Raw genomic sequence first — 14,667 nt, forward strand, 5'->3', positions numbered from 1 at the left:
CAGCCACCTCAGTAAGGATCGACGGCGTCGCGCAGGCCGTCGCCCAGCGCGTTGAAGGCAAAGACGGTGACCAGCACGAAACCGACCGGCGACAGTATCCACGGATAGGTGCCTATGACGGAGTAGGTCGCGGTGTCCTGCAGCATCAGCCCCCAGGAGATCAGCGGCGGCTTCACCGCGAAGCCGAGGAAACCGAGGAAGGATTCGAGCAGCACCACGGTGGGGATCGCCAGCGTCACCGCGACGATCACATGGCTCATCACATTGGGGAAGATGTGCTGCATGATGATGCGCCGGTCGGTGGCGCCCACCGCCATGGCGGCACGTACGTATTCAATGCGCGCAAGCGCCAGCGTCTTGCCGCGCACCTCGCGCGACATCTGCGCCCAGCCCAGCGCCGACATGACGATGATGACGAAGGCGAGGAAGACGTTGGTGGGCGCGGTGACCGGGATCAGCGTCGTCAGCGCCAGATAGAGCGGCAGCTGCGGGAAGGCCAGCACGAGTTCGACGAAGCGCTGCATCCAGACATCGAACCGACCGCCGAAATAGCCGGAAGCCATGCCGACCGTAGTGCCGATGACGGTGATGATGAAGACCACCGTCAGCGCGATCATCAGCGAGACGCGCGAGCCATGGATGGCGCGCGAGAGCACGTCGCGTCCGAACTTGTCGGTGCCGAGGAAATGCACCGGCTGGCCGTCCATCGAACCGAAGAAATGCCGGTTCGCCGCAATGAGCCCGAAGAGCCTGTAGGGCGCGCCCTCGACGAAAAGGCCGAGCAATCTTGGATGATCATAGTCGGGACCGACGATGGGCTGAAAGGTGACCGGATCGAGATCCGCCGAATCCGCCAGCGCATAGACCCTGGGCCGGGCGACGAAATCGCCGTCCCTGTCGTGGAAAGCAGGCAGTTGCGGCGGCGCGAAGGCGACATCGGTCACCTTCGGGTCCATCGGCGCCAGGAACTCGGCGAATACCGCCATGAGGATCAGCAGCACGACGAGCCAGAACCCCGCCATGCCGGTCCAGGAGCGCTTCAGCCGGCGCCAGACGAGCGCGGTGTAGCTCTCGTTGCCGTGCGCGGGTCTCTCGACGGGTCCTTCGGCCGGCAGCGGCGGTGGCGATGTATCGCGGGCCAACATCTAGCTCTCCCCGAACTGGCGCACGCGCGGATCGAGCAGGACCAGCAACATGTCGGCGATGATGTTGCCGACGATCAGCGTCGCCGACAGCACCATCATGAAAGTGGCGGTGACATAGACGTCGCCGACCGCCATCGAGCCGACGATCGCCGGGCCGACGGTCGGCAGCGCGAAGATGATCGCCGTCTCGATTTCGCCGGTCAGCATGTAAGGCAGCACCACGCCCTGATACATGACCAGCGGATGCAGCGCATTGGGCACGGCGTGTCGCATGACGACGGCGCTGCCGGTCAACCCCTTGGCCTTGGCCGTCTCGACATATTGGGCGTTCAGCGTGTCGAGCAGATTACCGCGCATGACGCGCATGTTGTAGGCGAGCCCGCCGAAGGTGGCGATCGCAACCACCGGCCAGACATGCTTGACCAGATCGAGGAACTTGGCCCACGACCATGGCGCACCGCCATATTGCGGCGAGAAGAAGCTGCCTATCTCCGAGACGTTGAACTGGAAGACCAGGAGATAGACGATGATCAGCGCCATCAGGAAGCGCGGCACCGTCATGCCGAGGAAGGAGATGGCCGAAAGTGTCGAGTCGATCCAGGTGTATTGCCGGGTCGCCGCCCATATGCCGAAGGTGATGCCGAGCACCGAGGCGAGCAGATGGCACACAAGCGCCAGGATGAGGGTGCGCGGCAGGCGCTCGCCCACGACGTCGGCCACCGGCTTGTTGTAGTAGAGGCTGTAGCCGAAATCGCCGCGGGTGACGATGCCGCCGATCCAGTTGAGATACTGGACGGGCAGCGGCTTATCGAGGCCATGTTCGACCCGGTAGGCGTTGGCCTGCGCGTCGGCTTCGGCGAAGGAGGCGCCGCCCTGGTTGATCAGCTGCGAGCGGATGTAGTCGGCATAATCGCCGGGCGGTGCCTGGATGATGGCGAAGGTGACGAGGCTCAGTATGGCAAGGACCGGGATTGCCGACGCTATGCGCATGAGCAGAAATCGCAGCATGGACGGTCCGCTTCCTCGTCTTGCCGATCGCGTCCCTTTGGTGCGTTCGGAGGTTGCCTTTGTCCGGCCGCGCCAGCGGCGCGGCCGGAGGTCTCAGTCAGGGGAGGTAAACTTACATCGGGCCCTTGTCTCCAGGCTTGCCGGGCAGCTCTTCCGGGAACAATTCGTATTTCGCCTGCTTGTCGGCCGCCACGAAGACCCGTTCTCGAATGATCGAATCCTCTGCCCAGTTGAACATGTAGATCGGCGTGCCCTTTGGAACGTTGGAGAAGCGCTTATTGACGATCAGCGCACCGGGATATTCCGTCAGGCCGACATTGTAGACGTGCTCCGTCGAAATCTTCTGGAAGTCTCTCATCAGGGCGGCGCGCTGGTCATTGTCCTCAGACGTGACAAATTTGTTGACGATGTCGACGAGGTCCTTCTCGAAAGGCATCAGGTCGACCTCGCCGCTTTCAGGTGCGCGGTGATCCCAGCTGGTCTTGGGACCGACGGGAGCGAGTTGCACGGTGTTCTGCACGACGGAGGTCAGCTCCTGGTCGTTGCGCCGGATCAGCCAGTCGAAACGCCCGGAATATTGCGAGGCATCGCGCTGGGTGCCGTTGAGACCGTTGAGCACGATCCGCAGCCCGAGTTTCTCCATCTGCGCGACGACGCCTTCGGCGAGGCTCTTGTCGGTGCCGTAGTCATTGTTGACCAGCATGACGATCTCGACATTCTTGCCGCCGGCCGTGCCGGCCGGGAAATTCACGAAACCATCGCCATCGGTATCCTTGAGGCCGGCCTTGGCAAGTTCCGCCTTGGCGCCCTCGAGGTCGAAGGAATAGTAGACCGTCGACTTGCGGTCATAGAAGCTGGTGCCGGAGGACAAGCCGCCGGGGTAGATGGCGGTGAACGGCCCCTTGACCAGGGAGTTGCCCAGCGCCTTGCGGTCGAGCGCCATGGTAACCGCCTTGCGGAAATCCTCATTGCGGTTCAGCTCGCGAATCGCCTGACCGCGCTCGTCCGGGTTGCCCCAGCCATTAGCGGAAAAATTGAGGCGCAGATTATAGCCGATCAGCCGTGGACCGAACGCCAGGCGTGCAGGCGCATTCGCCTCCGCGGCCCGCTTCAGCGAGGCGACGAAGTTCTCCGGCTGCTCCAGATTGGAGAAATCGCCCGAGCCGGCCACCGCCTGGACATCGCGGTCGGCCCAGGTGGACAGCTTGTAGTGCAACTCGTTGAGGTAGGGCAGCTGATTGCCCTTCTCATCGACCTTCCAATAATAGGGATTGCGGCGCATGACGATGATGTCGTCTGGCCGGTATTCAACCGGCACCCAGGCGCCCATGACCGGCATGTTCATATATTCCGGCGGGAAGGCGTTCTTGAACTGGTCGTAGGTGTTCTTCGAATATTTCGGATGCTGCGGCTTCAATATGTGCGCGGGGCCAGGACAGAAAGTGCCGTAGGCCATCGCGTAGAGATACTGTTTCGGGAAGGCTTCCTTGAAGGTCCACTCGACGGTGTAGTCGTCGACCTTCTTGAGCGTGGTGCCGACGCCGAACGTTTCCTGGGTGGCACCATTGAGCGGCGAGACATTGGGATCGACGACCTCGTCGTCCCAGTAGAACATGACGTCGTCTGAGTTGAAGGGCGCGCCGTCGGACCATTTGGCACCCTCGACGAGGTGCATGGTGAGCTTGTGGCCATCCGCCGACCAGTCCCAGCTTTTGGCGAGGTTGGGCAGCGGTTCGGTGTCCTTGGCCTCGACCTGGAACAGCGGCGCGGTGCGCGTCAGGCATTCGGACAGGCCGATATCGATGCCGCCCCATCCCTGCGTCTGACCGGCGCCGTAGTTCCAGCCTTCCGGCCGCCCGCCGATAACGTGGCGCATCGTATCGCCGTAGACGCCGATGCCATCAGGCATGTTGCCCGTCTTGAAAACCAAGGGCTCCTTCGGCAGCCTGTCTTTCACCGGCGGCAGCTTGCCGGCCTTGACGTATTTCTCGGTCACCCAGTCCGGCTCGTGATAGTCGGGCAGCGCCTTGAACTCCAGGATGGAGTCGCGCGGCACATAAGTGATCTTGCCTTCGGCCGGAAACGCCGCCGGTACCGGCGGGACCGTCGGCTCGGAGGCGAAAGCGTTAAGCGCCGGGACGGAGACGCCCAGCGCCAGTCCCGCGACCATGCCAATGCTGCGTAGGTTCCTCATTGTCTCCTCCCTCGTGTTCGGACGTTTTGTTTTGCTGCTGCTCGTCTTCTGCCCGGACGGCGACCGCGGCGGACCTGTCTCCCGCAGGCCCGTCGCCGCCACCTGGGTTTTCAGCCGGCCTGCTTCAGCGCGGCCTTTTCGGCGCGCAACTCCTCGATCGAGCGGACGCTGCGCCAAGCGGCGCCCGCCCATTCGCGGGTCTTGACCCTGGATTTCGACAACCTCTCTTTTGCCGCCGGAACGGCGTGCGCATATTGCGGCAGCCAGGCGGCTTCAGCGACGACCATTTCGTCGACCATCTGCCAGACCTCCTCCGGTGTCGATACCGCACCAACCAGCGGGTCATGCAGCACGGCAAGCTTGAGCAGGTCGATGTCGCCGGATATGGCGGCATGCACCGACATGCGCTGGACATTGATCGAGGATATGCAGGTCGCGGCACATGCTTCCGGCAAGGTGATGCCGGCCGCCATGTTGATGCCGAAGCGGTCGACGAAGCCGGGCGATTCGACGATGGCGTCCTGCGGCAAATTGGTGATGACACCGTCATTCTTGACGTTGAAGTGGCCGCGATAGACGCGGTTGGTCTCCAGCGCCTCCAAGATGTGGCTGGCATGCTCGTTGGAGCGTTTTGACGGATCGATCGGCTTCGACGCCGCTTCGAGGAATTGCGGATATTCCGTCTCGAACCAGTTGCGGGTCTCGGTGGAATAACGGAGATAGCCGCCCGTCTCGCCATGGATCCAGTCGGACATGTCGATCCAGCGGGTGATCTCGTCCGGACGCTTGCGGTACCAGGGAAGATACTCGGACAGGTGGCCGTTGCTTTCGGTCGAATAAACGCCGAAGCGCTTCAACACGTCTATGCGCAGTTTCTCCTGCCTGGAATAGACCGGATGCGCCTCGAAGGCGGCGACCAGCTCGTCCTTGCCGATTTCGCGACCGTTCAGGCGCAACTCGATGAACCAGGTCTGGTGGTTTATGCCGGAACAGACATAGTCGAGCTCCCGAGGCGACTTCGCGCCCAGCACCTCGGCGATCTGCTCGGCGCCGTGCTGGACGCCGTGGCACAGCCCGACCGTGTCGACCTTGCCGTACTCGATCGCCGCCCAGGTGTTCATCGCCATCGGGTTGGCATAGTTGAGGAATTTCGCATCGGTCTCGGCGACCTCGCGTATATCCTTGCAGAAATCGAGGATCACCGGGATGTTGCGCTGGCCATAGAGGATGCCGCCGGCGCAGATCGTGTCGCCGACGCATTGGTCGATGCCGTATTTCAAGGGGATCCTGATATCGTCGGCATAGGCTTCGAGGCCACCGACCCGCACACAGCTGATGACATAACGAGCGCCCTCGAGCGCCTCGCGGCGGTCTGTCGTCGCCGTCACCTTGGTCGGCAATTTGTTGGCCTCGACGATCCGGTCGAGGATCGCCTTGATCATCTGGAGATTGTGCTCGCTGACATCGGTCAGCGCGAATTCGATACCCTTGAATTCCGGCACGCACAGTATGTCGGTGAACAGTTTCTTGGTGAAGCCGACGCTGCCGGCGCCGATAATAGCGATTTTGAAACTCATCACCTTCACCTCGATCCGATCGGATGCTAGGCAAGGAGCAGCAAGGGAGGATATGGCCACACGTCAAGGCGCGCGTGCCAATCGAGCCGAATTCCGGCTTTTCTCCTCCCGCCCGCTCCTCGACCGCGGGTTCTTCACGTTCTTCGGGGATGGATTATGCGCTTATTCGCGAGCGCGGCCAGAGAAGGATTATGCTTTCAAGGGTAATTTTGTGCTGCGGGATCTGATCGCCAACGGACAGTCGATGCGCACGATCTCGCTGCCGCGCGGTCGCCAGCGCCTGCATGCCATGCCGACGAGCACCGGCTACGAAGTGCGCGAAGGCGAAATCTATGATTGGGACGGGCGCAAGCGCGGCCAGACGCCATTCACCGTGCTCCAGCACACGATCAACGGAAGCGGCCGGCTTCGCTATGAGAACCGCGACTATCGCCTGCAGCAGAACGACACGCTGCTGGTGCTGGTGCCGCACAACCACCGCTACTGGCTGGCCAAGGACGAGCGCTGGGAATATTTCTGGATCTCGATGAATGGCGAGGAGGCGCTGCGCATCCACAAATCGATCCTCGACGTCTCGGGTCCGGTGTTCCGGCTGCAGCCGGAGACGATCGATCATCTCGCCGATTGCAGCCTGCGTCTCATCAACGGGGCCGCTGCGCCGGGGGCGGCTTCAGCGATCGCCTATGAGGCGGCGATGGCGCTCTACGACGATGTCTTCGGCTCGCACGCCTTTGCGGAGAAGCAGAGCGCCATGCAGCCGGTCATCGACCACATCAACGCCAATCTCGACAGGCCGCTGCCGGTAGCGGACCTCGTCCAGATCAGCGGCCTCAGCCGGGCGCACTTCTCGCGCTGCTTCGCCGAGAGCGAAGGCATCCCGCCCGCGGAGTTCGTACTGCAGCAGCGGCTGCAACGCGCCGCCAAGCTTTTGACCAAGGCTGACTTCCTGCCCGTGAAGGAAGTCGCCATCCTGTGCGGCTTCGAGGACGCGAACTATTTCTCGAAGGTCTTCCGCCGCTGTTACGGCATTAGCCCGGGCCAGTTCCGCACCACCGGCATGTATGCCAGCATGAGGGTTCCGGCCAGGCGCGACATCAGGGTGTCCGACGACGAGACCTGACCCCGTCGCCGTCCAGCGCAGCCTTGCATGACATGCACTACGCCGCTTGCCGGCTGCCGCCGTCCAGCCATTGGAGATCGGCAGGTGAAAGCGCGATGTCGAGGGCGCGCAAGCTGTCGTCCAGTTCGCCCAGCGTGCGCGGGCCGATCAACGGCACCGATGGGAAAGGCTGGTTGAGCACATAGGCGAGCGCAATATGGATCGGGCTCTTGCCCAGCCGCGCGGCAAGTTCGATCGCCCGGTCGCGGCGGCCGAAATTGCGCTCCGAGTACCAGACCCGCACCAGTTCTTCATTGTCGCGCCGGTCGCGCCCGGCGCGTTCGGTGAAGAAGCCGCGCCCTTGGCTCGACCAGGCGAAATTCGGCATCTGCCGGGCGGTCAGCCAGGCCTTCCAGTCATCGGTGGAGGAGGTCACGCAACCGGCCCAGATCGGCTCCAGCATTTCAGCCAGCGAGAAGTTGTTGGAGAGCGCGCCGGGCTTTTGCTTGCCGGTGCGCTCGGCATAGGCGATCGCCTCGTCCATGCGCTGCATCGTCCAGTTCGAGCCGCCGAACGGGCCACGGATGCGGCCTGCCTTGACCTCGCGGTCCATCGCATCGACGAATTCTCCGACGGGCACGTCCGGATTGTCGCGATGCATGAAATAGATATCGACATGGTCGGTCTGCAGGCGGTCGAGCGACTGGTCGAGCTGCTTGCCGATCACGTCGGGATAGCAGAGCGGGGAATGCGCACCCTTGGCGATGACCACCGATTGCTCGCGCACGCCACGGTTCTTCAGCCATTGTCCAAGCAGCGTCTCGGTGTAGCCGCCACCATAGACATAGCCGGTGTCGAACAGATTGCCGCCTGCCTCGAAGAAGGCATCGAGCAGGATCGACCCCGAGGAGAAGGTGCGGAAGTCCTCGAAACCGAGCGCCACGACCGAGGCCGGCTTCGACAGGCCCGGAATGCCGCGCTTGGCGATCGCCGTGCCGCCGGGGCGCAAGGGCCGGCCGGAGATGGTGTTGGTGCGCAGCGGGGCCTTTTCGATCTCGTATTCCAGCCCCACGGCCGCGCGCCATCTGTCGAGCACGCGCAGTGTGCCGAGGCTGTCGGCCCAGGCCATGCCCGGCCAGGCGAATTCCTGCCGCCCGGAGAGGATGGCGTCGCCGGCGGCGTCGACCTCGAAGGAATAGACGTGACGCTTTTCGTTCACGCTGATGGTTTCGCGCACGCCGTCCGCGCCGATCACATCGATCCGGCCGAGGCCGACATCGCGGTCGCCGCCGGCGAACCAGAAATCCGGCACTTCGATGCGGCCCCTGGTGCCGAAAATCCTGAGCACATTGTCCTGGTTGAGGGAGATGCTGCAGGAGACCTCGGCGACGATGCCGCCCGGGAAATGCAGCAGCGCGGAGGCCCATTCGTCGACGCCGGACTGGCCAAGATGGGCAACGCCGGTCACCTTGTCCGGCTCGAGGAACGGCTTGCCGGCCGCGGCGCCGGCAATCAGCCGCGCCATCGAGACGGGATAGCCGCCGACGTCCAGGATGCCGCCGCCGGCGAGGTCGTTGGCATAAAGCCGGTGCTGCGGCATGAAATCAGGCATGGCAAAACCGAAGCTCGACGTGATCATCCTGATCTCGCCGATGACGCCGGATTTGATCAGTTCCACCAGCTTCAGCGTCTGCGGGTGCAGCCGGTACATGAAGGCCTCGCCGAGAAAGGTGCCGGCCTTGCGCGCCGCATGCATCATGGCGTCGGCCTCGAAGGCGGTCAGCGCCAGCGGCTTTTCGCACAGCACATGCTTTCCCGCGTCCGCCGCCCGGATCGCCCATTGCGCGTGGCCCGGGTGCGGGACCGAAATGTAGATCGCGTCGATTTCCGCGTCAGTGAGCAACGCTTCGTAGCCCTCGAGAATGCGCGCGCCGGGAAAGCTCTGCGCCAAACTCGGCTTGCCCGGATCGCGCGCACCGATGGCGACCAGCTTTCCGTTGCGGGAGCCGGCGACGCCGCCGGCGAAGGCCTTGGCGATGCTGCCCGGGCCGAGAATGCCCCAGCGGATGGGCGTGGTTGCAGTCATTGTCATTCTCCTTGCGGGATGGGAAAGGGCAGCCGATCAGCGCAGCCGCAGCCCTTTTTCGTCGAACAGGTAGGATTTGCGGATGGACACGATGATCTCTGATGTCTCGGGGACCTTGGCCGCGTCGCGCTGGATCACCACGTCCTCCCCATTGGCCGTTCTGGCGTAGAGAAAGCTCGTACCGCCCAGGTGCTCGACCACATCGATGGTGACGGCAAGATCGGCGTCGCCTTCTCCGGCGCTGCCAAAATGTTCGGGTCGCACGCCAACGATGACCTTGCTGCCGATTGCGGACGCGGCGCCCTTCAACGGCTGCGTGATGCGGGTCTTCTCCTGGCCAGCGAGTTCCACCACGACCCCGCGCGCATCGCAGCCGACGACGCGGCCCTTGATGAAATTCATCTTCGGCGAGCCGACGAAACCGGCCACGAACTGATTGTCGGGATTGTCATAAAGATCGAGCGGGCGGCCGATCTGCTCGACATGGCCGCCGCGCAGCACGACGATCCGGTCGGCGAGCGTCATCGCCTCGGTCTGGTCGTGCGTGACATAGATCATGGTGGTGCCGAGCTCCTTGTGCAGGCGCGAGATCTCGACCCGCATCTGGACGCGCAGTTCGGCGTCGAGGTTGGACAGCGGCTCGTCGAACAGGAACACCTGCGGCTCGCGCACGATGGCGCGGCCGATGGCAACGCGCTGGCGCTGGCCGCCGGAGAGTTTCTTCGGACGGCGCTCCATCAATTCGCTGATGCGCAGGATCTCGGCCGCCCGTTTCACCCTGCGGTCGGTGTCGGCCTTCGGATTGCCGGTCATACGCAGGCCGAAGGAGAGATTCTGCTCCACGTTCATATGCGGATAGAGCGCGTAGGACTGGAACACCATGGCTATGCCGCGGTCGGCCGGCTCGACATCGTTGACCACCTTGCCGCCGATGGCGATCTCGCCATCGCTGATATCCTCCAGCCCGGCGATCATCCTGAGCAGCGTGGACTTGCCGCAGCCAGACGGGCCGACGAACACGACGAACTCGCCATCCCTGATGTCGATGTTGGCGCCATGGACGACCTCGAAAACGCCGAAGCGCTTGACGACATTCGTGAGCGTGACGGTTGCCATGCCTACCCTTACTTGACCGCGCCGGCGGCGATGCCGGCAATGAAATGGCGTTGCAGCAGCACGAACACGATCAGCATCGGCACCGTCAGCATTACCGCGCCCGCCATGATGCCGCCCCACGACACTTTGGTGAGGCCGATCAGCGTGCCGAGCGCCACCGGTGCGGTCATCGCGCCGGGCTGGCTGTTGATCAAAAGCGGCCAGAGATAATTGTTCCAGGACGCCAGGAACAGGATGATGCAAAGGGCGGCCAGCATCGGCCGCGCCAGCGGCAGCGCGATGAAGACGAAGATGCGCCACTCCTTCACGCCTTCGACGCGGGCGGCATCGAACAGGTCATCGGGCATCATGGAAAAGCTCTGGCGCATGAACAGCACGCCCAGCGAATTGAACAGCGGCGGCACGATCAACGCCACCCAGGTGTTGGCGAGCTTGAAATCGCGCGCCACCATGATGAATTGCGGGATCAGCACCACCGCGTAGGGGAGCGTGATGGTGCCCAGGATGATGGCGACGACCAAGCCCTTGCCGACGAACCGGTAGCGCGCCAGCGCCCAGCCGGCCATCGACGTCAGCAGCACCGACAAAAAAGTGTAGGTGACCGCCACCGAGACCGAAATGCCGATGGCGCCGACAAAGTCGGTGTCGCGCTGCAGGTTGTTGAAATTGTCCACGAAATTGCCATGCGGCAGCAACTCGATGCCGGGGCTGAAGATGCCGTTGTCCGGCATGGTCGAGAACACGACCATCATCCACAGCGGAAACAGCCAGATCAGCGCCAGTGGCGTGAGGAAAAGATGCAGCAAGAGGCTGCGCTTCAGCCTGGCCGAGGCGAGCGAGCTCATTTCGGTTCCCTCGTCAGCCACAGTTGCACCAGCGTGATGGCGATCGCCAGCCCCGCCATGGTGTAGGCGACGGCCGAGGCGTAGCCGAAATTGAGCGACCGGAAGCCCTGGCGATAGAGCAGCAGGCCGAGCGTCTCGGTGCCGCCGCCCGGTCCGCCGCGTTCAGTGATCAGGAACGGCTCGGTGAACAGCTGCATGGTGCCGATGATCGACAGCACGGTGCAGAACACGATGACCGGCTTCAACAGCGGCAAGGTGATGAAGAAGAACTGCTTGAGCTTGCTGACCCGGTCGAGCGTCGCCGCCTCGTAGACGTCCTCGGGGATGGACTGCATGCCGGCCAGAAGGATGATGGCGTTGTAGCCGGCCCAGCGCCAGGTGACCGCGATCATGATCAGCGCCATGGCCGGCGTGACATTGGAGAACCAGTCGATCTTGGGCAGCCCGACGCTGTTCAGGAGCTTGTTGATGATGCCGAAATCGAGGTTGAACATCAGCCGGAACACCGCGGAGTAGGCGACCTCGCCGACCACCACGGGAGCGAAGAAGGCGAAGCGGTAAAGTCCCCTCGCCTTCAGGAGCGGCGAATTCAAAAGCACGGCCATCACCATCGCCAACGCGATCATCACCGGCACCTGGATGACGAGGATGAGCAGCGTGTTCTTCAAGGCATTGAAGAAGGCCGGATCGCCGATCAGCCGGCCCCAGTTGAAGCCGGGCGCAAAGCGCCAGGGCACGGTGCGCGTCGCCTGGAACGAGATCAGGAACGAAGAGATGATCGGCCATACCCAGAAGACGGAGAAGATCAGCAAATAGGGCGCGAGGAAACGATAGGCCGTGGCGTTGCGGTTGCGCATCGTGCTCCTCCTTCTCTCGTCGGCGTTTCAAGCTGTGGCCCCCGCGCGCAGCGGGAACCGGTCCGTTGGCCATGCAACATTTCACACGTCCGCGAGGAGACCTCCCGCGGGCCGCGGTCGGGTCCGGGCGGCGCATGCCTGCCCGGACCCCGTCTGGGAGGTTATGACTTGACCGGCAGCCCGGTCGCCGCCGCGATCTGGCTGGCGGCATCGTCGAGGGCTGCCTTGGCGTCGGGATAGCCGCCGGCGAGATATTTGGTCTGCACGGCGCGCATGATGATCTCCGCGTCGCTCTGGAACTGCGTGCCGCGGCTGGGGACGATCTTGGGCAGAGTGGCGAGGATGTCTTTCCACACCGCCTGGCCGCCCCAATAGGGCAGGCCGTCCGAGACGTAAGGGTCGTTCAACGCAGACACCAGCGAGGGGACGAGGCCGAACTCCTTCAGCATGGTGATCTGGCCCTCATTGGTTTCGAGCGTGTATTTCAGGTACTCGTAAGCCGCTTCCTTGTTCTTCGACCCCGAAGTGATGGCCAGCGACGAGCCGCCGAGATTGGCGGCGCGTGGCCCATCGGCGGTAAGGCTCGGCATCAGGTAGACGCCCCATTTGCCGTTTTCGCCAGCCGATTCGGTGCGGATGGTGCCTTCATACCAGCCGCCATAGACCTGGGTGGCAACGGTGCCGGCGGTGTTGTTGGTGATCTTGGTGCCCCAGTCGGCCGAGGAGATGATGCCGGCGTCCTTCATCTCCTTGATCTTGGCCAGCGTATCGATGCATTTCGGCTGGTTCACCGTGATCGACTGGCCATCCTCGGAGAAATAGCCGCAGCCTTGTTCATTGGAGATCATGCGGAAGAATTCGGTGTCGCCGTTGAAGTCGGCGTTGGTCATGGTGACGCCGGGATTGGCGGCCTGGATCTTCTTGCCGGCGGCGATGAAATCGTCCCAGGTCTTGATCGACGCCGGATCGACGCCGGCCTTTTGGTAGAAGTCGCGGCGGTAGAAGGCGGCGACCGGGCCGGAATCCCACGGCATCGCATAGGCCTTGTCGCCGACCTCGAGCTCGGTGCGCTTGAAATCGGGGAATTTCGCCTGGTCCTCGGCGCTGTAGCCCAGCGTGTGCAGGTCGACAAAGCAATCGGGAAATTGGCTCCAGTAATTCTCGGCCTCGCCGTTCTCGATGGTAACGACATCAGGCAGGCCGACGCCACCGGCGGCGCATCCGGCGATCGATTTGTCATAGGTCGGCTGGTTGCCGAGATCCTGGACGGTGACCTTGATGTCAGGATGCAGCTTGTTGAACCCGGCAATCGTCGCCTTCAGCGACGAGGCGGCGATGTTCCAGCTCCAGATGGTGATTTCGCCCGATTGCGCGAAGGCCGGGGCTGAGCCCAAGGCAAGCGCGAGCGCGGCGCAGGACAGTGTGATGCGCATTGAAATCCTCCCATTTCATTTGCTCTCTCTGCGAGCCGGGCTAGACTATGCGGTGCGGAAGGCTTGTCCCCGACAAAGGGAATACGAAATTGGCGGAAAGTAAGATGCCGGACCGGCAGTTTTACCAGCCTGGCGCCAGCAGCGTGGAAGGAATGCCGCTGCTGTTGCAGATGTTCCACACCGCTCCCCTGGTGATGCTCAAGCCGCATTGGCATGCGCAGGTCGAGGTGAACTTCATCGTGCGCGGCAGCGTGCATTACCGCATGAACGACCACGAAATCTCGCTTTCGGCCGGTGAGATGTGTCTGTTCTGGGGCGGACTGCCGCACCAGATGGACGATTTGAGCGACGACGCCATCTATGCCGGCGCGCATCTGCCGCTGGTGCATTTCTTCCGGCTGCATCTGCCGGCTGACATACGTCACCGGCTGATGACGGGTGCCACGCTGGTGACCAGCGCCACCGATCAGTCCGACAACGATAATTTCGACCGCTGGAACCGCTACGCCCGCTCCGGCGACCCGGCCAAGGCCGAGCACGCCGTCAACGAACTGTTGCTGCGGCTCGAGCGGGTGCGGTTCGAGCCCTACAGGCTGGTGCCGGAAAACGCGGCCGGACAGGAAGCGGGCAGCCCGTTCGACCAGCAGTCGTCGCGCAATGTCGGGCGCATGTGCGATTTCATCGCCGAGAATTTCCTCTACGACATCGATTGCATGAACATAGCGGCGGCCGCCGACCTCCATCCCAAATACGCCATGAGCATCTTCAAGAAATCGACCGGCATGACGCTCAACGAATATGTCAACCTGTTGCGGCTGAGCTATGCGCAGGCGCTGCTCATGCACCAGGACGCCAATGTGCTCAGGGTCGCGATGGATTCGGGCTTCGGTTCGCTCAGCGCCTTCAACAAGTCGTTCCGGAAGCTCGCCGGCATGACACCTACGGATTTTCGCAAGGGATTGGCGGGCGCCCGATAGCGGCGGTGAGGCGCGGAAACCAGCGGATCGGGCGGCACTTCTTTTCCTGCCGGAAATCCACATCTGGGCGCTGGACAGGCCGGATTCCCATGCTATAACCCACGCGCTTTCAAGGGGACGCCCACGGCGCTTCCATGAAATCCGGAGCGCGAGTTTTCGTTAGCCGGAACAGGCCCAGATAGCTCAGTTGGTAGAGCAGCGGACTGAAAATCCGCGTGTCGGTGGTTCGAATCCGCCTCTGGGCACCATTTCCCCCCAAGCCGCTGATTTTCCTGAAGCGTTATTTTCCAAGGGTTTGACCCACCTCGACTGTCACACACGCTGTGATAC

Annotated in this window: 11 protein-coding genes and 1 tRNA gene; 3 read left to right on the forward strand and 9 right to left on the reverse strand. The window is 62.9% G+C overall.

Annotation, left to right across the window (positions count from 1 at the left end; genetic code table 11):
* Nucleotides 1-8: 8 nt before the first annotated feature.
* From FJ959_RS30355 to FJ959_RS30370, 4 genes are all read right to left on the reverse strand, one after another.
* Nucleotides 9-1,145 carry an ABC transporter permease gene (locus FJ959_RS30355; RefSeq protein ID WP_140501031.1) on the reverse strand — a complete coding sequence of 379 codons (1,137 nt, stop codon included), beginning with the start codon at nt 1,143-1,145 and terminating at the stop codon, nt 9-11.
* Entirely contained in the window at nt 1,146-2,153 is a 1,008-nt protein-coding gene (locus FJ959_RS30360) for an ABC transporter permease (RefSeq protein WP_140633725.1), read from the reverse strand.
* Nucleotides 2,154-2,265: 112 nt separating this feature from the next.
* Complete coding sequence (locus FJ959_RS30365) at nt 2,266-4,347, reverse strand: ABC transporter substrate-binding protein (protein WP_140633728.1); 2,082 nt, start codon at nt 4,345-4,347, stop codon at nt 2,266-2,268.
* Between the two features lie 110 nt (nt 4,348-4,457).
* Nucleotides 4,458-5,924 (reverse strand): alpha-glucosidase/alpha-galactosidase, encoded by a 1,467-nt coding sequence (locus FJ959_RS30370; protein WP_140501025.1) that lies wholly within the window; start codon nt 5,922-5,924, stop codon nt 4,458-4,460.
* A gap of 244 nt (nt 5,925-6,168) precedes the next feature.
* On the opposite strand from FJ959_RS30370, the gene FJ959_RS30375 reads away from it, so the two are divergent.
* On the forward strand, nt 6,169-7,044 hold the full coding sequence (locus FJ959_RS30375) for an AraC family transcriptional regulator (RefSeq protein ID WP_140501110.1): 876 nt from the start codon (nt 6,169-6,171) through the stop codon (nt 7,042-7,044).
* Between the two features lie 37 nt (nt 7,045-7,081).
* Here the strand turns inward: FJ959_RS30375 and FJ959_RS30380 are convergent, their stop codons facing one another.
* The 5 genes from FJ959_RS30380 to FJ959_RS30400 all read right to left on the reverse strand — a co-directional run bounded on the left by FJ959_RS30380 (nt 7,082) and on the right by FJ959_RS30400 (nt 13,360).
* Entirely contained in the window at nt 7,082-9,109 is a 2,028-nt protein-coding gene (locus FJ959_RS30380; RefSeq protein WP_140633731.1) for an aldo/keto reductase, read from the reverse strand.
* A gap of 36 nt (nt 9,110-9,145) precedes the next feature.
* Nucleotides 9,146-10,225 (reverse strand): sn-glycerol-3-phosphate ABC transporter ATP-binding protein UgpC, encoded by a 1,080-nt coding sequence (gene ugpC / locus FJ959_RS30385; RefSeq protein WP_140501021.1) that lies wholly within the window; start codon nt 10,223-10,225, stop codon nt 9,146-9,148.
* An 8-nt stretch (nt 10,226-10,233) separates the two neighbouring features.
* A complete protein-coding gene (locus FJ959_RS30390; protein WP_140633734.1) occupies nt 10,234-11,070 on the reverse strand; it encodes a carbohydrate ABC transporter permease in 837 nt (278 codons plus the stop codon).
* Entirely contained in the window at nt 11,067-11,927 is an 861-nt protein-coding gene (locus FJ959_RS30395; protein ID WP_140501017.1) for a sugar ABC transporter permease, read from the reverse strand. Before FJ959_RS30395 ends, FJ959_RS30390 begins: the two co-directional genes overlap by 4 nt.
* 161 nt (nt 11,928-12,088) lie before the next feature.
* Complete coding sequence (locus tag FJ959_RS30400) at nt 12,089-13,360, reverse strand: extracellular solute-binding protein (RefSeq protein ID WP_140525551.1); 1,272 nt, start codon at nt 13,358-13,360, stop codon at nt 12,089-12,091.
* A gap of 104 nt (nt 13,361-13,464) precedes the next feature.
* Between FJ959_RS30400 and FJ959_RS30405 the strand changes: the two genes are divergently transcribed.
* Together FJ959_RS30405 and FJ959_RS30410 are read left to right on the forward strand one after the other, a co-directional pair.
* Nucleotides 13,465-14,337 carry a helix-turn-helix domain-containing protein gene (locus FJ959_RS30405; RefSeq protein ID WP_140633737.1) on the forward strand — a complete coding sequence of 291 codons (873 nt, stop codon included), beginning with the start codon at nt 13,465-13,467 and terminating at the stop codon, nt 14,335-14,337.
* A gap of 172 nt (nt 14,338-14,509) precedes the next feature.
* A tRNA-Phe gene (locus FJ959_RS30410) sits at nt 14,510-14,585 on the forward strand.
* Nucleotides 14,586-14,667 lie beyond the last annotated feature (82 nt).

This window comes from Mesorhizobium sp. B2-2-4, assembly GCF_006442375.1.
GTDB lineage: Bacteria > Pseudomonadota > Alphaproteobacteria > Rhizobiales > Rhizobiaceae > Mesorhizobium.

What these genes read in the sequence shown, in the direction of transcription:
- FJ959_RS30355 (WP_140501031.1), bottom strand. Translation starts at nt 1,145, where the DNA reads ATGTTGGCCCGCGATACATCGCCACCGCCGCTGCCGGCCGAAGGACCC.
- FJ959_RS30360 (WP_140633725.1), bottom strand. Translation starts at nt 2,153, where the DNA reads ATGCTGCGATTTCTGCTCATGCGCATAGCGTCGGCAATCCCGGTCCTT.
- FJ959_RS30365 (WP_140633728.1), bottom strand. Translation starts at nt 4,347, where the DNA reads ATGAGGAACCTACGCAGCATTGGCATGGTCGCGGGACTGGCGCTGGGC.
- FJ959_RS30370 (WP_140501025.1), bottom strand. Translation starts at nt 5,924, where the DNA reads ATGAGTTTCAAAATCGCTATTATCGGCGCCGGCAGCGTCGGCTTCACC.
- FJ959_RS30375 (WP_140501110.1), top strand. Translation starts at nt 6,169, where the DNA reads ATGCGCACGATCTCGCTGCCGCGCGGTCGCCAGCGCCTGCATGCCATG.
- FJ959_RS30380 (WP_140633731.1), bottom strand. Translation starts at nt 9,109, where the DNA reads ATGACTGCAACCACGCCCATCCGCTGGGGCATTCTCGGCCCGGGCAGC.
- ugpC (WP_140501021.1), bottom strand. Translation starts at nt 10,225, where the DNA reads ATGGCAACCGTCACGCTCACGAATGTCGTCAAGCGCTTCGGCGTTTTC.
- FJ959_RS30390 (WP_140633734.1), bottom strand. Translation starts at nt 11,070, where the DNA reads ATGAGCTCGCTCGCCTCGGCCAGGCTGAAGCGCAGCCTCTTGCTGCAT.
- FJ959_RS30395 (WP_140501017.1), bottom strand. Translation starts at nt 11,927, where the DNA reads ATGCGCAACCGCAACGCCACGGCCTATCGTTTCCTCGCGCCCTATTTG.
- FJ959_RS30400 (WP_140525551.1), bottom strand. Translation starts at nt 13,360, where the DNA reads ATGCGCATCACACTGTCCTGCGCCGCGCTCGCGCTTGCCTTGGGCTCA.
- FJ959_RS30405 (WP_140633737.1), top strand. Translation starts at nt 13,465, where the DNA reads ATGCCGGACCGGCAGTTTTACCAGCCTGGCGCCAGCAGCGTGGAAGGA.